We start from the raw sequence: 25,241 nt of genomic DNA on the forward strand, positions 1-25,241 counted from the left end.
AAATTTAAATTATTAACTAAAGTTTTTTTTCCTTAGATGGCAAAAATTTTTATTTCATGTTAAAAATTTTTTTAAAAAAGGAAAAATTTTAGGAAAATTTAGCCATTTTTCCACTATAATTTATCTTTAATAAAAATAAATTTAAATCAAAGGAATGAATCATCAGATTTAAAGATTGATTAAAACTAAAAAATAGCGCATTTAAAAGTCTAAATTAGTGTACTAACTTAGCCTCAAAGCGAACCTCAGTGTCAAAACTAATTTTATTTTTCTAATTTAAAAAAACTTCAAAAAAGGAGAACAAATAATGAAATCTAATATTTCAGAAGTCACAATTGCAGGAAGCTTCAATTCTGAACTTAATAATATGGGTCTTGATTTTAGACTAGAAAATGAATGGTTAAATGAAGATATTAATTCTGCACTTGAGGAATATTTATCCAAAAATGGAAAAAATGGCGGAAATCGCCCTGATTGCAAAATGCTTTTAGAGGATGAACTAGGTAATAGTTATCCTATTTTGATCGAATATAAAGTTGGTCTTAACAAAATGGTAAAACTAGATTCAAATGGATATCCTGACCTTACGCAATGAAATAACATTAAAAATTATGCAGTAAATGGAGCTATTCATTATTCTACAGGAATAAAGCAAGCAACTTATTATACCGATATTATTGTAATTGGTGCTGTTGGCGAGAAAAATACAAATGGCAAACTTGAACGCGAAGTTCAGGTTTGGTGAGTCTCAAATGATAATTATGGTAAAGGTCAATTAATAGGCGAATATAGCGATTTTAGTTTTTTAGACAAAAAACACTTTAATGAATTTATTAAAGAAGCAAAAAAATCATTTTTAAGCGAGGAGGAAAGAGATAAATTAAGGCAAAGATCAGAGGCCGAAATGATAGCTGCGCTTAAAAAACTTAATAATGATATTTACAAAAATGAAAATAATATCGAACCTGATACAAAACTATATTTAATTGTAGCTAGTATAATTGCAAGTTTAGGAATTCCTTATAAAGTTGCCCCACTTAATAAATCCGAACTTAAATCATCCAAAGAAGAAAACAGTCAAGATGGGGACAAAATACTGTATAAAATTATTAATTTCCTAAGACATAAACAGATACCAACCGAAAAACAGAAAACTTTAATTAATATTTTATCACCGAGCCTGAAAGATGAAAGGCTAAATGCTCCAGAAAACGGCGAGTCAAGAATCAAAAGAATTTTTGGAAAAGTTGTTGATGATATTGGATATTTTTTCAAAAACGGTTTAGAAATCGACTTTGCCGGAAAACTTTTTAACGAAATGTATTCTTGACTTGGTTATAGCGAGGATGCAAATAATGATGTTGTTTTAACACCACCATATGTCGCAAAATTGCTTGCAAAACTTGCTCGGGTTGACCAAAACTCTTATGTTTGAGATTTTGCTACCGGATCAGGAGGACTTTTAGTTGCGGCCATGAATGAAATGATAGCTGATGCAACTAAAAAAGCAAAATCACCTTCTGAATTAGAAAGAAAAATTGCACAAATCAAAACACAACAACTATTAGGAATAGAAATTTTACCTAAAATTCATATGCTCGCAATATTAAATATGATTATTATGGGCGATGGCTCTTCTAATTTGCTAAATAAAGATTCATTAAAAGACTTTAACAATGACGGTGGCGCATTTCCAGCAAATGCTTTTGTTTTAAATCCCCCTTATTCTGCACCTGGAAATGGGATGAATTTTGTTGAAAAAGCCCTTTCAATGATGACAAATGGTTATGCTGCTATCATTATTCAATCTTCGGCAGGTTCTGGTAAAGCAAAAGATTTTAATAAAAAAATTCTAAAAAACCATACGCTACTGGCAAGTATTAAAATGCCAATCGATTTATTTTTAGGTAAATCAAGTGTGCAGACACACATTTATGTATTTGAAGTTGGAAAAACTCATAATAAAGATCATTTAGTTAAATTTATTGACTTTAGCCAAGATGGTTATAAAAGAACTAATCGAAAGAAAGCGAGTGTTAATTTAGTCGATAGCGATAATGCCGCTGCACGTTATCAAGAAGTCGTTGATTTAGTTCATCTTGGGAATCATAAATTGAATTTAATTGATAAAAAATGTTATTTTTCCGATGTAATTGACCCTTTAAACGGTGGTGACTGGAATAAGACAAGACAAGCCGATTTAAAACCAGAAATCAGTGATTTTAAAAATTCAATTGCTGATTTTCTAGCTTGAGAAGTTAGTGAAATTATAAAAGGTACCGAAATTGGAGCTAAAAAACAAGACCAAATAAAAAAGTAGATTCCCCACTAATTGAAAAATTACAAGCAGTTCAGTGGGGAGAATTTAGAATTAAAGATATTTTTGAAGTTTCAAGCTCAAATAAAGTCATTCATGCTAATAAGGTTAAAATCTATGATACACAGATTCCAAACACTTATCCTTATGTTGTAAGACAAAGTAAAAATAATGGAATTAAAGGGTATATTCACGAAAATTTAAAATTCTTAAATCCTGCAAACACGATTAGTTTTGCTCAAGATACTTTTTTTAGTTTTTTTCAAAAACAAAAATATTTCACCGGCAATAATGTTAAAGTTTTAAAATACAAAGGAAAAAATACAATTAAAGAAAAATCATTAATGTTTATCGCAATTGCGATTCAAAAAGCCATTGCAAAATTAAGTTGGGGAATAAATTCCTCAAAAGAAAGTATTTTAGAAACTAAATTCCTTCTGCCAATTGATCATCAAAACCAAATTAATTTTGATTTTATAGAAAAATTTATCAAAGAACTTGAATCCGCTCACTTAGCAGGACTTGAAGACTATTTAATCTCATCGGGATTTGCTCAGAATGATTTTGATTACACAGATACGAGAGAGAGAGAGAGAGAGAGAGAGCCGCTTCTCAAGCGGAAATAGAGAATTTATACCTCAATACAGTTTGGAAAGAATTTAGAATTAAAGACATTTTTGAAATTAAAAATGCTTATGGTTTGGACGCAAATAAAGTTAAAATTTATGACGAACAAATTAAAGGAACTTCCCCTTATATTGGTAGGCAAACAACAAATAATGGTGTGCGGGGGTATATAATTGAGAATGAGAAATATTTAAATTTAGGCAATAGAATAACTTTTTCCCAAGTGAATTTTGCCTGTTTCTATCAAAAAGAAAAATTTTTTAGTAGTCAAAATATTAAGTTACTCGAACCAAAATATTATGAAAATTTTTCAGCAAAAGTATTTTTGTTTTTTGTAGCAATAATTCAAAAAGTAGTTAGTGGTTTTAGTTATCAAAGTTTTTCTAATAGCAAAATTGGTAATATTTCTTTTTATTTACCAATAAATTCGCAAAAGCAAATTGACTTTAATTTTATTGAAAAGTTTGTTATTCTAATTGAGAAAATAATTGTCAAGGAACTGTGGTTGCATACTAAAAAACTAGGGGTTTATCAAGAAATTGTTAATGGTTTTTAATAAATTTCTAATAATATTAATAGAAATTTAAAATACTAGGGTAATAATATCCTAGTATTTTTATTTTTGCTAAAAGAGCAAATAATGATTTACACCCAATATGAAAAATCATTTTACTTGAAAGTCTGGTTAAAAAAATTAACAAAATTGGTTCAATCAAAATCATAGGAAAAAAACTAATTGTCTGAACTTTTTCTACTTATTTAGTCCAATTTGGAGCTTTTTTCTTTTTTATTTTAAAAAAATAATAGAAACAAAAAAATTCTGCCACGCAATTATTTTTACATTATTTTGTGTTGCGCTTGAACTTACAATCAAGCAAAATGCAAGCACTTTTGCGTGCATAACACACTTAAATTTTACAGATTCTCTATTTTACAGTTTGCTAACATATTTTTATAGATTTAGAAGATTAAAATCCATTTTTCTTTCTGTCAGATATAGATCATAAGCCATTACTGCAGGAATAAATCTTACTTGAACATTTTGCAATCCAATATTTTCCATCATTTCAAGTTTTACTTCACCTTTATTTTCGATAGAATCATTTTCTGAAGGTAGAAGAAAACAATTCTTAACTGCTGAAAACTCATGATCATTTATAAATTTTTGATAAGCTAATTGATATAAATATTGTTTTGTAATTGATTCTATTCCTGGCTGTCCACTTGGTGTAATTCCGTATTCCAAATGTGCGTTATAATACTTTGCGTCAAATATAATAAATTCATAATTACCATCATTTTGAAAGATGGATACTAAATCTGGTATTAAAGTATTTTTCGCCTCTTTGCCTGTAATAGTCCATAAAGGCTTTTCAATTAAATCTATTAATTTTTTCTTTTTATCATAACCATCTTTTAAAAGCACTGGAAGATTCAAAGCACCCAAACTATTTTCCAATTGATTGTTCATAATGTGTGAACAAATCTTTTCCCAAACCAAATTGAAATTATTAGTTCCAAACAAAGATAAGCAATCAATATCATCAAGACTGCCTTTTTTGTCTATATAAGAATATATGGTCATTAAAAGTAATTGTTTTCTCGTGTTATACTGCACAGCTAGTTCTTTTTCAATTCTATATAAAATATAATCTTCATCGCCGAAATCATCTAATTTCTCATCAGATAAATCTACTTCTGTGATTTCAAATAAATCAAGAAGAGTGGCATTCTTTAACTCTTTAGAAATCTTTGTTAGTATGCATTGATGAAGCCGAGTAAAATAATCAAATTCATTGGCAACTCTTTTACGAGTGTGTAATTCCATATAATATGGTTTTTCATTTGATAAAATTGCAAATGATTCATTTATAGTTTTATCCCATAGAATTTCTCCTGTCCCATTGAATTCAACAATTTCTTCTGTACTGTTGTAAATTCCATTTTCATAATAATCATTTAATAAAAACAAGATTACTGCCAAAAGATTAAATGAACTACTTTCACTGCTATCATTAAACATGTTTATAATCTGTTCGGAAGAATTGTATTTTTCAAGAACTTTTATTATTTGTTTTAACTCATTAGTAGGATTCTTATTGCTTAATAGATACTTTGGATAACACTTAAGCACTCTACCTGCTATAACAATAACTCCAACAAAAGTAAATACATAAAAATATTCATTCTTGCCTACTTCAACACCAGATATCTCTATATGTTCATCTAGTAGTTCATTCATGTTCTTTTGTTTATCAGAAGCTTTTACCGCTTTTAAGACACCATATTCTTTTAATTTTCTAATCAATATAATGGCTTCATCTTCATTACATTTCAAAATGCTATAAAGTTCCTTTTGAGTATAGCGTATTTGCTCCCTTACAAATTCGGAGATCATAGGAAAAGCCTCCCCTAATTATCTGAGTTGTCATTTTTAGGTTCAACATTTTCAATATCGCAACCTGATACAATATCAGTATTGAATATTTCAACACCTTTTTGTTCAAATTCTTTGCAAATTTGAGAATATCTCGTGCTATCATTAGAGCACCCTTGAAATAGTTTTGACCGTTTTTGTTTGGCCGCATCCTCAAATAAGTACATAATCACTTTATTTTTAAATGCACTAATAAATTTTTCTCTATTAATTTCATCTCCTTGCTCAGGAATTATAATATCTTTAGAAAGAAAATATGGCCCTAATTGTTTATCTTCGTTTATTTTACAATCAGCAAGGAATTTATTAATAGCTTTTCTCAATTTGTTCCATTCAACTTTTTGTGTCTTATTATCAGAAAGCATAACATATTTTCCATGTAGAGCATGATCATTCTCATCAATTCCTAGATATGTGAAATCCCATCTTCTTTTAAATGCAGTATCCATTGGAAATACACCTTGATCAGCAATGTTCATAGTAGCCCATATAAACATATTATTTGGTATCTTTATAGACTCGAGTTTTGATTCTTCGACTCCTAGTTGTTCTGATAAATATCTTCTCATGTCATTAGTGGTTGCAATTTTATATTCACTTACACCATCACTATCTCTATCCAATAGTTGAAAAATATCACCAAATACTGCAGCAACATTTGCTCGATTAATTTCTTCTATTAACAATACAAAAGGTCTAGGATTATCGGTCATCGCATTTTTTAAGGCTTTAACAAGAACTCTCATAAATGGACCAGGAACGTATTGGTATGAAATATCTTTTTTTCTAGATTCTGGTTTATATAAGTTTACATATTGTCTAATATCTATTCCAATATTTCGTCCTACATTACTATCAGTGGCAGCAGTACCTTTTAATCTTCTGATAGTAAAGTCCCCATCTATGTATAAGCCTAACAATACCGGTAATCTATTAAGTCCGCGAACCTTAAATTTATCAAACAATAAGTCATACTTTTCTTGAGCTGACTTAGTTGTGTCTGTTAATACAGAAAGAATATATTTATCAGTAACTGTAAGATTTTCGAAAGAATCATCAACCATTACAGGCTTATATGTGCCAACAAAGTTTGCATATGAATAGTCTGGATGAAAAGTTACTCTCTCATATTGATCTTGATTATTTTCTCCTAAGAGCTGTTGCAAGTCATTATTTAGAGTATAACTTTTACCAGTGCCAGGCGCTCCAAAGATAATACGATTTCTAGGAATTAAACTATTATATGAAGTCAAAAACACATCTTCCATATCTTTTTTGTTTTCTTTATCTTGGCTCTGTTTATCCATTTCTAAAGATATGTCTTCGTTTGAAAGGGGTGCTTCCAACATATTATTCTTTATATATTCTACAAATTCGTCTTTTGTGAATTTTCTATTTCCTAATTTGTATTCTTTCTTCTTTTTATCATATAAAATATTCATATAATATCTCCAATTACAATTTTTGCATTGCATTTTCGACAATATTCTTTCAACAAACAGAATACAGTCCAATGTTAGCCATAAAATAACCTAATGAATCTATTTTTATTCTTAATTGATCATTTTTGGCGTGGTTTTCGGGAGTGTTCATAATTTTGTGTTTTAAATTTTATGGATTTTCTCAGATAGAAATCTAATCTAATTTTACATTATTTAAGCGATTAGGGAAAATAATTTCTAACTGTTTTTTAATTTTGTCTCAATTTTTTCTGTTAAATTAAAATTTTTAGAAAAAAAATAGCCTTTTTTGCTATAATATATTTTTAATAAGAATAAATTTTGAATCAAAGGTGTAATTATGACAATTAAAGATCGAATAAAAAATAGTAAATGAGCAAACTTAATTCCTTTTAAATTGAAAAGGACACTAGTATTTGATAGTCTTGGCCAAAGAATCAATTCAACACCGGTAATTATTTTTCATGATAGCGAAGACAATTATTACTATTATATTAAAGCGCGTGATGCTCGTTTAACTGATTGAAGACTAAAAAAACGTATAGACGGTGAAGTTTTGATTTCAAAATCAAACAAACCTAATGCGTTATTTACAAATGATTTTTATTTAGACTGTTCGCAAATTTTTTATATCCACGGCAGTCAACTTGAGGAACTAACCAAAAAATACCCAGAGACAGAAATGCTTGACTCAAAAGAACTACAATTTGATCAAGTAAAAAAAATGTTTGACTACATTTATGAATGCCTAAAATTATACAAGCAACCTTTTATTGTAATTTCCAAAGTCTCTTATGATTCAAAAACCAGAAAAACTAAGTCTGAAGTTGAATATGCTAGTGATTGGCATTTAGAACATGACTATGACCGAGCAAGAAAGGAAACTAAAAAACCCCAAAAAATTAAAGAATTCGAAGAACTAAAAGATAAATTAAAAAAAGATAAAGATATTGTTGAATTAAAAAATCTTGAAATCGCCTTAAGCAAGGCTCGAAAAAAATATAACCAAGAAAAAATATATAATCCTTTGTTTGATTGAATTAATAAAAATAAATTTATACAAGAAGGATTAAATTCATTAGAAATTATTCGGGAATATAGAAAACTTCCAAATCCAATAGTTCCTATTAATGTAGATGCTATAATTATTTATAATTCGCTGTTAGAAAACCGTGATTTAGCTTATCAATTAATAGACACTGATTATAAATTTATGCTTGACTGATTTAAAAAAAATGATTTGGATATAAGTACGGAATCATTTAAGCAATTTCGTGAATCAATGCAACAAGCATATGGCCTAACTGAAGTTTTTTATTATCATAAATTAGAGGATAAACTTGATGAAGAAATATCCAAACTAGTACAAAAACAAACCCAAAATCAAAAGCCATATAGAGATGAATTAACTTATCGAAAAAGATTACTAGTTGAAAGATTAAAAAAAGAAAAAGAAAGATTAAAAAAAGAACAAGAAGAAGAATCTAAAAAAGATGTTCCAACATTCAAAATGAAAATGTAAAAAGCAGAAAAATAAGGAACTTAGACACTTAATTGGCGGGATTTTTCACCAGTTTTTTGATCTAGCTTTGGAATTTATATTAAAAAAGCTAAGCAAACAAACAAAATAAAAGCATTTATTCACTAATCCTGAGTTCTCCAACTCGATGGCAAAAATTCACTTTTTAGTCAATGTAAATATGCAAAAATACCCGGATTTACGGATATTTTTGAGACTAAAATCTTAATTTTATTATTTTAAATTAACCTTTTGTAAAAAAAAAAAAAAAATGTTTGGTCTAGGAAAAAATTATGTTATAATAACTCTCACTAAGAATGAATTAATAAATTTTGTATTGAATTAAGGGGGAATTACTTATGTTCTTTGGCTAAAAAATCAGAAAATGCGAATTTTTTGTCATATTTTTAAATATGATCCAATGCCTTAAATTTAACCGTTTAGAAATCTATAAATTTAAGGCTTTTAATTATGGCTCTTTCAAAACTTCACATATTTTTTTAGGCTCAATGTAAATAAAAATGAGTTTTCTATTTGCATTTAGTTTAAATAGTAGTTGTATTTTTTTATGTTTTTGTCAGTGTTTTGAACTAAAAAAGTAGTTTAAAAATTTCATAATTTTGCTTTTAGGTTAAAATTTTAGCTTTTTTAGTTTGTTTTATTTGATTAATAAGTAGATTTTGCATTCATGAGTGTTAAAAAAGTCCCCAAAACCGGACAATTTTTTAGATTATCTCATCAAGCTGGGAAACTTAGGACTAATTTATTAAAAATATTTTAATTTGCACTGCAAATTTAAAATAAATCAGTTTTGGTTTAACACTTCTAATTATTCATCAAATATTGATTGGCGATACTCATCAGTTTGCTTATTCATTTCAACATGAATAATAACTCTTATTGTACTTATTAGATCAAAATTATCAATAAAAACTTTTTTTAAGTCATCAAAAGATTTTATTTCGTACTTTTGACTATTAAGGTTAAAACTAAATGGCTTTAGTTTATTGAGTTTATCTTTTCTTTGTTTATACATATCTTTTTTAAAATCACTAAAAGATTTGTATTTATCACCGAAAATCATTTTTAAAACATGAGTATCACTACCTTTGACCACTCCTTCTGGAACATTAGTTTGTTTATTTGATTTGGCAGAAATATAAGGAATCATCCCGCCATAATAACCTTTTTCGGCAAGAAGTTCAAAAGCAACCCTTCTAAAATTGAGCCCACCAGAGACTCCTTCTGTATTTTCAAGTATTCCAAAATATGGTCTAAAGAAATTTACTGTATAGTAATTATTATGTCCAAATGATCTACCTGAACCTCCAACGTCCTCGGCAACAATATTTTTGTCAACTAAGTCATCAATTGAATTTATCGAATTTAATTCAGAAGTTTGTACTCTAGTCAAAATATCATTTTTTGCAAAACCGCCACTTCCAAGTTGGATTTTTCTGTAATCATTAGTGTTTAATGACTTTTTGGCAATTATCGCTTCAGCTTGTGCTAAGTCTAAAACATAGATTAAGTCAAAAAGATTTCTATAGTATTTTTCCAAATCAGCTAAATTACTAAATCTTTCTGGGCTTGAATTACGAACTAATTGTTGACCACCTTCATATTTTTCAATAAAATTAAAGGCTAAATCTCCACCACCGCCACTGTAAGGCGCCTGAAACATTCCGCGGGCAAAAGATTCAGCGCGATGACCAAATCTTTTACCATATCCATCAAGCAAAATATCATTATCAAAAGTATGAGTACTTTCATGTGAAAATATCGATTTTGCGTTTTTTGTTAATATTTTTGTGCCATCAAAATACATAAGTTTTTTATTTCCTTCAGGAACAAAAGCGGCATAATTCTTATTTCCTAATGATAATCAATGATCAAGAGGCAGAGAATAAGCCTTAACACCAGGATCATTTTTTGAAGCAAAGCTATCATAAACATCAACTATGTAATTTTCCATAGTTTTTTTCGATTTTTCATTTAAAATTCGGTATAAAACATCATAGTAGCCCTGAGCTGCCTGGGCAAATTCATTGACTTGTGTCTTTAATAATTCATTTGAATAACCATATTTGGAAAATTGTCCTGAAATATTGCTATTTGTTGTAAAAATAAATCAAAGAGCATTTTCGTCTTTTACAGTCAAAAGCGGCAAAAGTTTATTAGCTTGATCTTCGTGTTTAAATCTTTCAATCATTGGCTTATTTACTGATGTATTTGATTTGCTCTCAACTTTTGTTATATATGCTTTTGTCAGTGATTCAAAATATTTGTCGAGACTTTGGTCTTTTTCCTTGAATAAATTATAGTTATATTCAATAAAATCGGCAACTGATTTTGGTTTTAAATATTTTGAAAAAGCATCATGATAACCATTTGCAGTTTTGTTAGCTTTTAGATTAATAAAGTCCAATTTTCCAATGTCTTTTAACAAAGATAGACTATCATTTGATTTACCGTAAATTCCTAAAGAGTACAATAATTTATCTTTAATATCCGAAATTGAGTATCAACGGTACAAATAATTTAAACCAATATAGATAGAATTTTTCTCCTTTTCTAAATCTTTTTTATAAAATTCAGTAAATTTATTGTCATTTAAATCAAAAATATCAATATTATTTGAGATTGAATCAATTATGTTTTCGAGATCATTTTTAACTTCAGTCTCATATTTGTCAATAAAAAGTTGTTCTTTTATCGGACTGCTATCAACAAAATTATTTTGAGTATCAAAAATTGAATTATCAGATAAATCAGTATTTTTTAAAAGGTCTATTAAACCAGAGACTAATTGTTTTTTCTTCTCAGATATTAAAATATTTGGATGAACCATCAATTTAACACCGTTATCTTCAAAAGAAAAGTCAATGATTCCGTTAGTATTTTCACTAAAACTCTCTATTTTGTAATCTTCTTTTTGGCCATCGCCAAAGTAAATTCTTAGTTTGTTTACTTTTGATTTTTCATGGGCAAGATTTTTTACTAAATTATCATTGTCATAAAATTCAAATCCAAGCAAATTTTTTTTGTAAAGGCTAGAATTTTTATTAACTTTATGTGCATAATCCATAATTGTATAACGATCATAAAATGGTAAAAGTTTTGCAAAATTTGCATAAGCTATGCTAAAATCAGACTGATATCCTTTTAAATAGGAAAAATTTAGAGTTTTTAGCTTAATATTTTCATTATTTAAATGTTTCCATTTTTTTGCTGCTTGATTAAAAGTATTTTCATCAATTATTTTGAGTCAAGGAAAACTTTCATTATCAGCATTATTAACAAAGTTTATATTTTTAAACGACTTTTCATAGTCAAAAAAACTTGACTTATAAAAGTTACCAAAAATTGGCTTCGCATTAAAAAAATTTATCTTTGCATAAATATTTTCTACACTTCCGGCATCAGGAGAATTTTGAGTTCCGTTTGTGGACACCAAACCAATTAATCCGCCAGAATTAGCAAATTCATCAAGACCACTATTTAAAACATTTCCTTCAATTACAATGTTTTTTAATGACGAATTCTCTCCTAATTCAGCAACAATTCCGCCAATTTTATCGGAATTTATTAGTTTAGAGGTGATGTTTATATTTGCATAAGAATTCTCAATTGAACTTCCTCTTGTTATTATTCCGCTAAGACCGCCTGCAGATTGGGAAGAATAAATATTTCCATGAAAACTTGAGTTTTTAATAATAGAATTATTATCTAGCACACCAACAATTCCGCCTACGGTTTTTGGGCCTTTAACATGGCCAAAAAGATGAACGTTATTAACTGTTGAACCCGATGAAGAATTTGCAATTGCCCCAACTGCAAATTGGGAATTATTTATTGACTTGACTTTGAGATCTTTAAAATTAATATTTTGGATTGTAGCGTTATTTAAATTGTCAAAAAGTGGTTTTTCTAAATCATAAATAGTAAAATTTTTACCTTCAATACTTTCTAGCCTCCCAGAAAAATCAACATTTTCTAAATATGATTTAGAATTGTGGCCTATTTCTGTACTTTCTGCAGAAATATCATTTGCTAATTTAAAATTCCCAGAGGGATTTGCACGAATTTGACTAATTAATTGTTCAAAAGTCGTGATTGCACCTAAGTCATTTTTGGTTTTAGAAATATAAATATCAAAAGTAGAACTAACAGTGCCATTATTTAAAATATTTATGAAATTTTGGCCAAATTCACCAACGAATTTATAATAATTGCCTTGATCTTCAACAGTTTTAACATTCAATCAGACATTTTTTTGCAAATCTTCTGAGTCTAATTTGATTTTATAGTTTTTTAAATCAGAATCTAAATTATCAACTGAAAGTAGCTTTACATATTTGCCTTGACTGTTAAAATGATATAAATTTGCAGAATTTATATTTTTAAATTCAATTTTGGATCCATTTATTTTTAAAGAAACACTATCAATTTCAGCTTGCCTGTTTTCTAAAAAGGTTTTATCCTCAAAAATAGAAGAAACATTAATATTCTGTTCTGTGTTTTCTTGGTTTGAATTATTTTCTTGTCTTGGAATAACTTGCTCTTGATTATCCGCGTCAATTTTACCTTCATTTTTAGGATCTTTTTTAGAATCTTCACTCTTAGAAGTATCAATCTTAGGATCTTTTTTAGCCTCATCAATCTTAGAAGTATCAGGTTTATCCACCGCACTTTTACAAGCCGTGATAATAACTATTGGTGATAATGATAGGAAAACTAAACTAGAACTAACTTTCTTTAGTAAAATAAATTGCTTCATAATTTTCCCCCAAAAAATCTAAATAATTATAATAATTTTAACATAGAAATATAAGAATTGCACAAATATGAAAAGTTTAAAAAAATCCTTATTTTTAGCTATTTTAGAATTAGAAGTCCTTAGTTTTCAACTATAAATTTGCATTGTTTCATTTTGTCACACCTTTTTCGCAAGTGCCAAAAATTAATATGCTAATTTAAAGGGTATTTTCCTGTTTTTTTGTAGAAAACAAGCGATTTTTTAATTTTTTACAGTTAGAATGAAAAAAATTTTAAAAATGCTTGCAAAAAAAAAAAAAAAATGCTTGGCCTAAAATAAAATTATGTTATAATAAACATCACTTAAGAATAGTTAATAAATTTAGAAATCAGAATTAAGGGGCAATTAGTTATGTTTTTTGCATGATAAAATCAGAAAATGCGAATTATCCATTATATTTTTAAATATGATGGTATGCCTTAAATTTGACCGTTTAGAAATCTATAAATTTAGGGCTTTTGGTTATTGTTCTTTCAAAACTTCATATGTTTTTTAGGCTCGCTGCAAATAAAAACGAGTTTTCTATTTGCATTGAGTTTAAATAGTAGTTGTTTTTTTATGATTTTTGTCAATGTTTTAACTAAAAAAGTAGTTTAAATATTTTATAATTTTACTTTTTAAGTTAAAAAGCACGAAAAATCAGACACTTTTTTAAGATTATCACATCAAACTGGGAAACTCGGGACTAATTTATTAAAAATATTTTAATTTGCATTGCAAATTTAAAATAAATCACTTTTAGTTTAACACTTCTAACTATTCATTAAATATTGAGTTGCGATACTCGTCAGTTTGCTTATACATTTGAACATGAATATCAACTCTTATTGTAGTTATTCGATCAAAATTATCAATAAAAACTGTTTTTAAGTCTTCAAAAGAATTTATTTCGTACTTTTTATTACTAAAATCAAAACTAAATGGCTTTAATTTATTGAGTTTATTTTTTCTTTGCCTATACATATCTTTTTTAAAATCACTAAAAGATTTGTATTTATCACCGAAAATCATTTTTAAAACATGAGTATCACTACCTTTGACAAGTCCTTCTGGCACATTAGTTTGTTTATTTGATTTGGCAGAAATATAAGGAATCATTCCATCATAATAACCTTTTTCAGCAAGAAGTTCAAAAGCAACCCTTCTAAAATTGAGTCCACCAGAGACTCCTTCTGTATTTTCAAGTATTCCAAAATATGGTCTAAAGAAATTTACTATATAGTAATCATTATGTCCAAATGATCTGACCGAGTCTCCTCCAACATTCGCGCCAACAATATTTTTGTCAACTAAATCGTCAATTGAATTTATCGAATTAAATTCAGAACTTCCAACTCAAGATAAAATATCATTTTTTGTAAAACCCCCACTTCCGAGTTTGATTTGTCTATAATCACTAGTGTTTGAAGGCTTTTTGGCAATTATTGCCTCAGCTTCTGCTAAATCTAAAAGATAAATTATGTCAAAAAGATTTTTATAGTATTTTTCCAAATCAGCTAAATTGCTAAATCTTTCTGGACTTGAATTACGGACTAGTTGCTGACCACCTTCGTATTTTTCAATAAAATTAAAGGCTAAATCTCCAGGTTCGTCACTGTAAGGTGCCTGAAACATTCCTCGAGCAAAAGATTCAGCCCGATGACCAAATCTTTTCCCATATCCGTCAAGCAAAATATCATTATCAAAAGTATGAGTACTTTCATGTGAAAATATCGATTTTGCGTATTTTGTTAATATTTTTGTGCCATCAAAATACATAAGTTTTTTATTTTCACCCGGAACAAAAGCAGCATAATCCTTATTTCTTAATGATAATCAATGACCAACAGGCAAAGAATAAGCTTTAACGCCAGGTTCATTTTTTGGTCCAAAAGTATCATAAACATCAACTATATGATTTTGCATAGTTTTTTTTGATTTTTCATTTAAAATTCGGTATAAAACATCATAGTAACCTTGAGCCGCCTCAGCAAATTCTCTGATTTGTGGTTTTAATGATTCGCTTGAAGAAAAATATTTGGAAAATAATCCCGAAATATTGCTATTTGTTGTAAAAATGAATCAAAGAGTATTTTGGTCTTTTATAGTCAAAAGTGGCAAAAGTTTATTAGCTTGTTCTTCTTGTTTGAATCTTTCGATCATTGGCTTATTTACTGATGTATCGGATTTACTTTCGACTTTTGTAATATAAGCTTTTGTCAGTGAATCAAAATATTTGTCGATAGTTTGGTCTTCTTGCTTAAATAAATTATAGTTATATTCAATAAAATCGCCAACTGATTTTGGTTTTAAATATTTTGAAAAAGCATCGCGATAACCATTTGCAGTTTTGTTAGCTTTTAGATTAATAAAGTCCAATTTTCCAATGTCTTTTAATAAAGATAGACTATCATTTGATTTTCCATAAATTCCTAGTGAGTACAATAATTTATCTTTAAAATCCGAAATTGAGTATCAACGGTACAAATAATTTAAACCAATATAGATAGAATTTTTCTCTTTTTCTAATTCTTTTTTATAAAATTCAGTAAATTTAGTGTCACTTAGATCAAAAATATCAATATTATTTGAAACTGAATTAATTATATTTTCCAAGTCATTTTTAACTTTAGTCTCATGTTGGTCAATAAAAAGTTGTTCTTTTATCGGACTGCTATCAACAAAATTATTTTGTGTATCAAAAATTGAATTATCAGATAAATTGATATTTTTTAAAAGACTTATCAATCCAGAAACTAATTCAGTTTTTTTATCAGATATTAAAATATTTGGATGAACAATAAATTTAACACCATTATTTTCAAAAGAAAAGTCAATGATTCCGTTATCATTTTGCTTAAAACTGTCTATTTTGAAATCTTCTTTTTGGCCATCACCAAAGTAAATACTTAGTTTGTTTACCTTTGATTTTTCGCTGGCAAGATTTTTTACTAAATTTTTACTGTCATAAAATTCAAATCCAAGTAAATTTTTTCTGTAAAGGTTAGAGTTTTTATCCAATTTATGTGCATAATTCATAATTGTATAACGATCATAAAATGGCAAAAGTTTTGCAAAATTTGCATAAGCAATGCTAAAATCAGATTGATATCCGTTTAAATAGGAAAAATTTAAAGTTTTTAGCTTAATATTTTCATTATTTAAATTTTTTAAATTTTTCCATTTTTTTGCCGTCTGATCAAAAGCATTTTCATCAATTATATTGAGTCAATCAAAACTTTCATTATCAGCATTATTAACAAAGTTTATATTTTTAAACACTTTTTCATAGTCAAAAAAACTTGACTTATAAAAGTTACCAAAAATTGGCTTTGCATTAAAAAAATTTATTTTTGCATAAATATTTTCAACTCTTCCATTATCAGGAGAATCTGGAGTCCCGTTTGTCGAAACCAAACCAATTAATCCGCCAGAATTAGCAAATTTGTCAAGGCCACTATTTAAAACATTTCCTTCAATTACAATGTTTTTTAATGACGAATTCACACCTAATTCAGCAACAATTCCGCCAATTTTATCGGAATTTATTAGTTTAGAGGTGATGCTTATATTTCCGTAAGAATTCTCAATTGAGCTCCCTCTTGTTACTATACCGCTAAGACCACCTGCAGATTGGGAAGAATAAATATTTCCATGAAAACTTGAATTTTTAATAATAGAATTATTATCAAGCACACCGACAATTCCGCCTACGATTTTTGGACCTTTAACATCGCCAAAAAGATGAACGTTATTAATTGTTGAACCCGATGAAGAATTTGCAATTGCCCCAACTGCAAATTGGGAATTATTTATTGACTTAACTTTGAGGCCTTTAAAATTAATATTTTGGATTGTGGCATTATTTAAATTGTCAAAAAGCGGCTTTTCTAAATCGTAAATAGTAAAATTTTTACCTTCAAGACTTTCTAGACTTCCAGAAAAATAAACATTTTCTAAATATGATGTAGAATTGTGACCTATTTCTGTACTTTCTGCAGAAATATCATTTGCTAATTTAAAATTTCCAGAGGGATTTGCACGAATTTGACTAATTAATTGTTCAAAAGTCGTGATTGCACCTAAATTATTTTTGGTTTTAGGAATATAAATATCAAAAGTAGAACTAACAGTACCGTTATTTAAAATATTTATGAAATTTTGGCCAAATTCACCAATGAATTTATAATAATTGCCTTGATCTTCAACAGATTTTATATTCAATCAGACATTTTTTTGCAAATCTTCTGAATCTAATTTGATTTTATAGTTTGTTAAATCTGAATCTAAATTATCGACTGAAAGTAGTTTTACATATTTACCTTGACTGTTAAAATGGTATAAATTTGCAGAATTTATATTTTTAAATTCAATTTTTGACCCATCTATTTTTAAAGAAACACTATCAATTTTAGCTTGCTTGTTTTCTAAAAAGGTTTTATCCTCAAAAATAGAAGAAACATTAATATTTTGTTCCGTGTTTTCTAGATTTGAATTATTTTCCTGGCTTGGAATAATTGGTTCTTGATTATCCGCATCAATTTTAGCTTCATTTTTAGGATCTTTTTTAGAATCTTCACTCTTAGAAGTATCGTTTTTAGGATCATTCTTAGAAGTATCGCTCCCAGAATCACTCTTAGAATTTTCATTCTTAGAAGTATCAGGTTTTTTATCCACTTCACTTTTACAAGCCGTGATAATAACTATTGGTGATAATGATAGGAAAACTAAACTAGAACTAACTTTTTTTAGTAAAAGAAATTGCTTCATAATTTCCCCCCAAAAAATTTAACCAATTATACATAATTGTAACATAGAAATGTAAGAATTGTACAAATATAAAAGTTAAAAAAATCCTTATTTTTACTAGCTATTTTTGTATTATAACCCCTTTATTTTCACCGTAAATTTGTATTGTTTGATTTTGTCATACCTTTTTTGAAAGTGCCAAAAATTAATATGCTAATTTAAACATTATTTCCTGTTTTTTGTAGAAAACAAGCGATTTTTTAATTTTTTACGTTTTAAATGAAAAAAATTTTAAAAATGCTTGCAAAAAAAAAAAAAAAAGTAGAATTTAATTAACTACAAAAATCGTGAATGGGGTTTAATGTGGAATACTCACAAAGCATTAGCGCACTTAACATTTTTAAAGTAATTAAAATTTTAACAAAATTGCAGAATAACGGCCTAAAATACGCTCATATTGATTTTGTTGATCAAATTTATGCCCCAAATTTTGGACTAAACTACCAAATTGCAAATTATTTAATAAAGTTATTCCCTAATATTGAATTTGACGCACATTTAATGTGCAAAAATTCGCTTGAAAAAGTAGAAAAATTAGCTCAAATAGGTTTTAAAACAATTTTTTTACCCGCTGAACAAGTTTCAAAAACTAATTTTGAAAGATTAAATAAGACTTTTTATAACATAAATTTTGGCTTAATGATTCAAGCAGAACAAAAAATTGAAGACTTTAGCGAAATAATTTCTTGTTCAAACGTCATTTTATTAATGACAATAGATAAAATTGGCGGAGTTGGCGAGCCTCTAAATTTGCAACTTCTTTCAAAAATAGGGCAAATTCGCTCAATAAATAAAAAAATTAAAATTTACACTGACGGTGGATTGCGCAAGGAAAATTGAGCTGAGCTTGAAAAATGAAAAGTTGATGTCGCAATTGGCGGTAGCATAATTTTTGCATATGCAAATTTTTCTGAATTCTCTAGACTTTGAGGAAATCAAAAAAATGCCCTTAATTAATATTGTTTTGTATTCAACGGTTGGGTTGTTGTTTCTTATTTTGATTTTTTTCATTTTCAAAAGATTATTTGAAAAAACCCCGGACAAACTATCTCAACAAAAACTAATTTCGGTAGAAAAATTCACAATTGATGCTCTTGAAATTATAAATGCCTCTGCAGATGTAAAAGTTATGACAAATTTGCTCTTAAAAAATCGTTTTTCAAAACTAAATTATTCAGTTTTACCTGGTCTTATTGTCAATGAATCAAACCTTTTTTTCGTTTCTAATATTATCAGTTATCAAGTTGGCATTGACAAAATAATAATTGATGAAAATATTAGTTTTTTGAAAAAAGGTAAGATTTTAAAGCAAAATTATTTTTCCAAAAGCCAATTTGAGTCACTTTTTAAATTTCTTGATAAGAAATTTTCTAATTCAAAAATTGTCATTTTAGTTGATGATCGGATTGATTTTAATCAAATTGACAACAAAACTAGATTTGAAATTTGAAGCCAAGGCGAGATTATAAAAAAACTAAGACAAAACAGTCAAAAAATTTATGTTCCCAAAAAAATAATTGATTATTTTAGCTCAATTAACAAGTTTAACAAGGAGAATAATGCTTAAAAATCTGTCTTGGTACATTTTAGCTGCTTGAATTATTTTTTTGCTTGTTCAATTTTTTATTTTTTTCATCTACAGAGTTAATTTAAAAATTAAATATTCTAAGCTAAAAATTCCAATTAAACTTGATCTTGAAACCATAAAACAAGACTTTATTAATAAATATCAGCAAAAATTCATAATTTTACTAATTAAAGATTTTTTCTTAAAGCCTATTTGAATTACTCAAAAAATAATCAAAATTCCTAATTTTTACTTAGAAAATAACATTTATGGCACAGTTAATTTGCTTTATTTCTATAATTTTTATCTCCTAAAGAGCAAAAAATCACTGCAAATTGATATTTTGCTTTTTTCCAGTTTTCTTATGACTTTTCATTTGAGTTTTTTATTTGCATTTTTAAGCTATTTAATAGTCAGTTTGTGTTTTTTGATTTTAACTGTTTTTGTGGTATTTTTGGATTTTTTTCTAAATCGAAAAATTTATTCACAATCATATAAAGAATCAAAGCAAATTTTACTGACAAAATTAGAAAAGGAGGAATTTAAAGTGGCCAATTCATATTTTAAATATAAAAAACTAGCATTTTTGAAGAAGTATTTTTTGTTTTATCCGTTTTTATTACAGAATTTTATTAACAAATTTAATGCATTGGGGAAATAAATGAGAAAAAAAGAACTAAAAAAGCAACTTGTTGAGCTATATGACTTTGAAATGAAGGAGCTTGAAAACAAAAGTGAAATTGAACTGGAAAAATTACTGCAAAAGTCCAAAAATGAAGCAATTATTTTAAAGAACAATCCAAATAAATTTTTCTACATCAAATCAATGCCAAAACCAAAAGAAATTCAAACAAAAACATCAACAAAAGCAGGGTGAATCGTCTTTTTTGCCTTTATTGGCGTTCTTTTACTTGCGCTTACATTGTTTATGACGCTCGCTTTTATTAATACAGGAGGAAAAAATGGAACTTTTTAATGAAAAAATGACTAAATTTTGCAAAATAACAAACTGAAAACAAGCAGTTCATGAGGGCGTAAGGATCTTAGTTGAAAATAAAAAAGCAACTTACGATCTTGAAAAAGCAATCATGGAACAAACAGCAAAATACGGTGCCTATTATGTACTTGAAGAAGGTGTCGCACTTTTGCATGCGCCAGTTGGCGATTATTGTCTAGAAGTTGGAACTTCAATTTTAGTCTTAGATCAAATGATCACTTTTAATAACCAAAAAGATAAAAAAGCAAAAATTATTATTACTTTGTCTGCACCAAATTCTGATGATCATATTGGCTTAATTCAAGAATTTGGCCTCTTTTTTGGTAATCCCGATTTCAAAAAAGAAATTTATGCTTCTAGAACAATTAAAGAATTTTATCAAATTATAAATAAATACCGAGGTATAAAAAATGAACATTAAATGCGTTTGTGGCTCAGGATTAGGTTCGTCTTTGTTATTAGAGATGAATGTAAAATTTGTCCTTGATAAATTAAATGTCAATTATGACTCAGTTGAACACACTAATATTTCCAGTTTTAATTCTCGCGGGGTTGATTTAGTAGTTATTGGTGCTGATGTTGCCCCAAGTCTTGATTTTGACAAAGAAAAAATGGTAATTTTAACTAACATTTTATCAAAAGAAGAACTTGAGACTAAATTAAAAATAGCCTTAAAACTAAACTAATATGAAAGGATAACTGATGAATTTCGGTCTTTGACTTTTAGGTTTTCTAAAAGACTTTGTCGGCACACCAGCACTGCTTGTTGGACTTTTTACACTAATTGGCGCTGTTGCAATGCGCAAAAAAGTCTCACAAATTATTGTTAGTTCTTTTAAAGTTAGTGTTGGCTTTATTATTTTAGGTGGCGGTGCTGGTGTTTTAGTTAGCTCGCTCAATTCATTCCAACCACTTTTCCAACGAGTTTATAATCTAAGCGGTGTTATTCCAAATAATGATGCTTTTGCAGGCGCCCTCGCCCAGAGTTTGCCAAGTATTGCAACTTTAGGATCGCTAATTATGGTTATTGCCATGCTTTTAAATATTATTCTTGCAACTTTTTCAAGACTAAAATATGTCTATCTTTCTGGTCATGTTCTTTATTATTCTTCTTTAATGCTGGCGGCTATTATGTACACTTCTGGCTTTGATTTCCAAAATAGTTCAGGAGATTTTGCAATGGCACTAATTGCCGGAGCAAGTATTTTAGCCCTTTATATGGTAATCTCGCCTGCTGCTCAACAAAGATATATGCGCCAAATTACCGGAACAAATGAAATTGCCCTCGGCCACACCGGCGGATTTGGCTATGCTCTTTCAGGTCTAATTGGCGAGTCAATTGCCAAAATTTCCAAAAAAACTCTGCTTTCAACAGAAGAAATTAAATTTCCCCAGTCACTTTATTTTTTTCGAAACACCTTAGTTTCAATTTCTCTTACTGTTTTTCTTTTTTACATTTTTGCCTTTTTACCAGCAGGAATTCTTTATGAATTAGGAAGGTTTGATCCAGCTGCCGATGCTAATGTAATTGAAATTTTATCTTCAAAAAACTGAGTTGTAACTATGATAATTTCGGCTTTTACTTTTACTGCCGGAGTTGAAATTATTCTTGCCGGAGTTAGATTATTTGTTGGCGAATTAGTGCCGATGTTTAAAGGTTTTTCGGACAAATTGATTAAAAATGCCAAAGTCGCTGTTGACTGTCCGGTAGTTTTTCCCTACGCACCAAATGCAATTATTATTGGCTTTATTTCCTCTTTTTTAGCAGGAATAATCGGACTTTTTATTACGCTAGGACTTGGCTATGGAGCTCTAATTCCGGCTGTAATTCTTCCAGGACTAGTTCCACATTTCTTTTTAGGGGCAACTTCTGGTGTTTTTGGCAACGTAAAAGGTGGAATCTGAGGCGCTATTATCGGGCCTTTTGTTGGCGGACTGATTATTACATTTATTCCGGTATTTTTTGCCCTTGGAAATTGAACACCGCTCGAGACTAACTCACTTGGTGATTTAATTACCGCTGGCGGAGCCACAAAACAATCCTTAATTAGTCTAAACTGAGGCGATACAGACTATTTTATTGGCTATATTCCCGGAATTCTTGGACTAATTCCTAAAGTTGGAAAATATGTAATTCTAGGCTTTAGCATTTTAGTTTATTTGATTTTTATCATCGACGGAGTTATCAAAAAATACCATGGAAAACGAGCAAAAACTGCCTAATTTAAAGCTTTTTTTAGCAACAATGCGGGCAGTCGCCCTTGATGCAATTAATAATGCTGGCGGTGGTCACATTGGAATGGCTCTTGGTGCAAGTGAAATTTTTTATAGCCTAGTTGGTCAAAATTTAAATTTTAGTCCGCTAAATCCAAAGTGAATTAATCGCGATCGCTTTGTTTTATCAGCTGGACATGGTTCAATGGGACTTTACTCACTTTATCATTTAATGGGCTTAATTTCGCTTGAAGATATTAAAAATCACAAACAACTTCACTCTAAAACACCTTCTCACCCCGAGGTTGACAAATTAGAATATATTGATGCCTCAACTGGACCGCTCGGCCAAGGAGTCGCAATGGCTGTCGGGATGGCACTAGCCGAAACAAGACTGGCCCAAAAATTTAATCAACCTGACTTAAAAATTATTGACCATTTTACTTATGTCTTATGTGGCGACGGCGATTTTCAAGAAGGTGTTGCCTTAGAAGCACTCAGTTTTGCCGGAACAAATAAACTGTCAAAATTAATACTTATCCACGATTTTAATAACATTCAAATTGATACAAAATCTAGTCAAGTTAATAATCTTGATTTTGCTAATTTTTTTAAATCAATTGGCTTTGATGCAATTATTTTAAAAGATAATCAAGTTGAAAATATCAATTTTGCCCTTGAAAAAGCAAGAAAATCTGACAGGCCTGTTTATATTCAAGTTCCAACTATTATTGCCTTTGGAACAGAATTTGCCAATTCAACAAAAGGACACCATGGCTCAATTGATGCTAAAAAAACCTATGAATTTAAGGCTAATTTGGGACTGGAAAATCTAGAGCCTTTTGACTACGACCAAAAAGCCTATGAAATTGGGGCTGATTTATTAGAGCCAAAAAATAAAAAATATCTTGAGTGAGAAAAAAATTTTACTGTTTACAAACAAAAATATCCACTTCTTGGCCAACGATTTGAAAACTTCCTTAAAAACAAAGAACTTTTTAATCTAGAAGGACTGACTTTTGCTAAAAATAACTTAGCAATTCGGGATTATGTTGAGCAAATTATCCAAAAAATTGACAAAAGTGACTTACTTATTTTAGGTGGGTCTGCTGACCTAGGGGTTGCAACTAAAACTAAATTTAGCGGCCAAAAACTAATTAACTACGGAATTCGTGAGTTTGCAATGGCTGCAATTAACAACGGAATTTCACTTTATGCTAATTTTTATACAATTTGCTCGACTTTTTTAGTTTTTAGTGACTATGCAAAAGCCGCTTTGCGTCTTGCGGGCTTAATGAATCTGTCGCCAATTTACATTTTTTCGCATGACTCATATCAAGTCGGCGGCGATGGACCGACCCATCAGCCTGTTGAGCAACTGGCAATGCTAAGATCAATTCCAAATTTTTTAGTAATTCGCCCTTGTGATGAATTTGAAACAATTTTTGCCTTTAACTACGCCCTAAATTCAAAAAAACAACCAACTGCAATTATCTCAACAAGACAACCCTTAGAATCTTACAACAAAAATCTTGGAAAAATTGACTCAGCTTACTATATTTACAAAACTGAATCAGCTAAAATAAATATACTCGCCTCTGGCTCAGAGGTTCAGCTGGCCAAAAAACTAATTGATAAATTAGCACAAAATCAAATTTTTGCTAATTTGATTTCAGTTCCAATTTTACAAAATTTAGTTGAAAATCCACTACTGATTAAAAAATTAGAATTAGAAAAGTTGCCTATTTTTGCCCTTGAAGCTTCAAATGATCCTTTATGATTTAAATTAGCTACTGTCCAAAAATTTTCTGGACATTTTGCTAGTGGCTTTGGCGAGTCAGCACCAGGAGACATTGTTTATGAATTAAAAGGTTTTAATGTTGATTATTTATTTGAAAAAGTTTTAAAATTTTTAGAAAATAGGTAAATTTAAAATCAATATAAAAAAACTTGTTTCATAAAACCCTCTAAAGTTAAATAAATATTAGAAATTCAGACAGGTTAGTTAGCCTGTCTGAATTTTATTCTAACTAATCCAAGCAAAAAAAATACAAAATTTAAACTAAAATAGTCTTGTTTTGCTTATATTTTATTAGGTTATAAATTGAAACTATAAGCACAAAAATTTCTCCTGAGTTTGCCGGTTTGATGGCAAAAATTCACATTTTAGTGAATAAAAATATTCAAAAATACCCGTAAATCCGTCTTTTTTGAGGCAAAGTCTTAATTTTTATTAGTTTAAAATTAACCCTTTATAAAAAAAAAAAAAAATGCTTGGTCTAAAATAAAATTATGTTATAATAAAATTCACTTAAGAATAAATTAATAAATTTTGTATTGAATTAAGGGGGAATTAGTTATGTTTTTGCCATAAAAAAATCAGCCAGTGCAAATTATCCATTATATTTTTAAATATGATGGAATGCCTTAAATTTAACCGTTTAGAAATCTACAAATTTAGGGCTTTTAGTTATTGTTCTTTCAAAACTTCATATA

At 28.5% G+C, this 25,241-nt stretch carries 16 protein-coding genes and 1 pseudogene; 12 read left to right on the plus strand and 5 right to left on the minus strand.

The genetic code is table 4. The annotated features are described in order from the left end of the window. Positions 1–307 precede the first annotated feature (307 nt). Genes R7X45_RS00985 through R7X45_RS00995 form a run of 3 tightly spaced genes read left to right on the plus strand, consistent with a single transcriptional unit; the run spans position 308 to position 3,500 of the window. The gene (locus tag R7X45_RS00985; RefSeq protein WP_318055582.1) at positions 308–2,320 is read left to right on the plus strand and encodes an HsdM family class I SAM-dependent methyltransferase; all 2,013 of its coding nucleotides are present in this window, start codon (positions 308–310) and stop codon (positions 2,318–2,320) included. Between the two features lie 20 nt (positions 2,321–2,340). After that, positions 2,341–2,943, plus strand: coding sequence for a restriction endonuclease subunit S (locus R7X45_RS00990; RefSeq protein ID WP_318055623.1), 603 nt, complete (start codon positions 2,341–2,343; stop codon positions 2,941–2,943). Between the two features lie 5 nt (positions 2,944–2,948). After that, positions 2,949–3,500 carry a restriction endonuclease subunit S gene (locus tag R7X45_RS00995; protein ID WP_318055261.1) on the plus strand — a complete coding sequence of 184 codons (552 nt, stop codon included), beginning with the start codon at positions 2,949–2,951 and terminating at the stop codon, positions 3,498–3,500. Positions 3,501–3,896: 396 nt separating this feature from the next. Here R7X45_RS00995 and R7X45_RS01000 read toward each other — a convergent pair whose 3' ends face one another. The 3 genes and pseudogenes from R7X45_RS01000 to R7X45_RS03750 form a co-directional block, all read right to left on the minus strand. After that, positions 3,897–5,342 carry an LlaJI family restriction endonuclease gene (locus R7X45_RS01000; RefSeq protein ID WP_318055583.1) on the minus strand — a complete coding sequence of 482 codons (1,446 nt, stop codon included), beginning with the start codon at positions 5,340–5,342 and terminating at the stop codon, positions 3,897–3,899. Positions 5,343–5,356: 14 nt separating this feature from the next. Beyond that, on the minus strand, positions 5,357–6,823 hold the full coding sequence (locus R7X45_RS01005; RefSeq protein WP_318055584.1) for a hypothetical protein: 1,467 nt from the start codon (positions 6,821–6,823) through the stop codon (positions 5,357–5,359). Between the two features lie 193 nt (positions 6,824–7,016). Then, positions 7,017–7,091 (minus strand): annotated as a pseudogene (locus R7X45_RS03750) (transposase); the annotation flags it as partial. Between the two features lie 90 nt (positions 7,092–7,181). Here R7X45_RS03750 and R7X45_RS01010 point away from each other — a divergent pair. Continuing rightward, complete coding sequence (locus tag R7X45_RS01010; RefSeq protein ID WP_318055585.1) at positions 7,182–8,363, plus strand: Mbov_0400 family ICE element protein; 1,182 nt, start codon at positions 7,182–7,184, stop codon at positions 8,361–8,363. An 826-nt stretch (positions 8,364–9,189) separates the two neighbouring features. Here the strand turns inward: R7X45_RS01010 and R7X45_RS01015 are convergent. Beyond that, positions 9,190–13,140: a ZmpA/ZmpB/ZmpC family metallo-endopeptidase gene (locus tag R7X45_RS01015; protein ID WP_318055586.1), complete on the minus strand. Its 3,951-nt coding sequence runs from the start codon at positions 13,138–13,140 to the stop codon at positions 9,190–9,192. A 795-nt stretch (positions 13,141–13,935) separates the two neighbouring features. Next, complete coding sequence (locus tag R7X45_RS01020; RefSeq protein WP_318055587.1) at positions 13,936–17,928, minus strand: ZmpA/ZmpB/ZmpC family metallo-endopeptidase; 3,993 nt, start codon at positions 17,926–17,928, stop codon at positions 13,936–13,938. A gap of 330 nt (positions 17,929–18,258) precedes the next feature. Here R7X45_RS01020 and R7X45_RS01025 point away from each other — a divergent pair, with 330 nt between their 5' ends. The 8 genes from R7X45_RS01025 to R7X45_RS01060 are packed head-to-tail and all read left to right on the plus strand — an operon-like array spanning position 18,259 to position 24,672. Next, complete coding sequence (locus R7X45_RS01025; RefSeq protein ID WP_334308808.1) at positions 18,259–18,924, plus strand: ribulose phosphate epimerase; 666 nt, start codon at positions 18,259–18,261, stop codon at positions 18,922–18,924. Further along, positions 18,911–19,534: a hypothetical protein gene (locus R7X45_RS01030; RefSeq protein ID WP_318055589.1), complete on the plus strand. Its 624-nt coding sequence runs from the start codon at positions 18,911–18,913 to the stop codon at positions 19,532–19,534. The genes R7X45_RS01025 and R7X45_RS01030 overlap by 14 nt, the downstream gene beginning before the upstream one ends. Continuing rightward, complete coding sequence (locus tag R7X45_RS01035; RefSeq protein ID WP_318055590.1) at positions 19,527–20,195, plus strand: hypothetical protein; 669 nt, start codon at positions 19,527–19,529, stop codon at positions 20,193–20,195. The genes R7X45_RS01030 and R7X45_RS01035 overlap by 8 nt, the downstream gene beginning before the upstream one ends. After that, a complete protein-coding gene (locus R7X45_RS01040) occupies positions 20,196–20,510 on the plus strand; it encodes a hypothetical protein (RefSeq protein ID WP_044285932.1) in 315 nt (104 codons plus the stop codon). Next, positions 20,497–20,952, plus strand: coding sequence for a PTS sugar transporter subunit IIA (locus R7X45_RS01045; protein ID WP_318055591.1), 456 nt, complete (start codon positions 20,497–20,499; stop codon positions 20,950–20,952). Before R7X45_RS01040 ends, R7X45_RS01045 begins: the two co-directional genes overlap by 14 nt. After that, entirely contained in the window at positions 20,942–21,217 is a 276-nt protein-coding gene (locus R7X45_RS01050) for a PTS sugar transporter subunit IIB (RefSeq protein WP_303438301.1), read from the plus strand. Before R7X45_RS01045 ends, R7X45_RS01050 begins: the two co-directional genes overlap by 11 nt. A gap of 16 nt (positions 21,218–21,233) precedes the next feature. After that, entirely contained in the window at positions 21,234–22,754 is a 1,521-nt protein-coding gene (locus tag R7X45_RS01055; RefSeq protein ID WP_318055592.1) for a PTS ascorbate transporter subunit IIC, read from the plus strand. Next, complete coding sequence (locus R7X45_RS01060) at positions 22,729–24,672, plus strand: transketolase (RefSeq protein ID WP_318055593.1); 1,944 nt, start codon at positions 22,729–22,731, stop codon at positions 24,670–24,672. The genes R7X45_RS01055 and R7X45_RS01060 overlap by 26 nt, the downstream gene beginning before the upstream one ends. The last annotated feature ends 569 nt before the right edge of the window (positions 24,673–25,241 follow it).

The organism is Mesomycoplasma ovipneumoniae (genome assembly GCF_033343935.1).
Lineage (GTDB): Bacteria > Bacillota_I > Bacilli_A > Mycoplasmatales > Metamycoplasmataceae > Mesomycoplasma > Mesomycoplasma ovipneumoniae_G.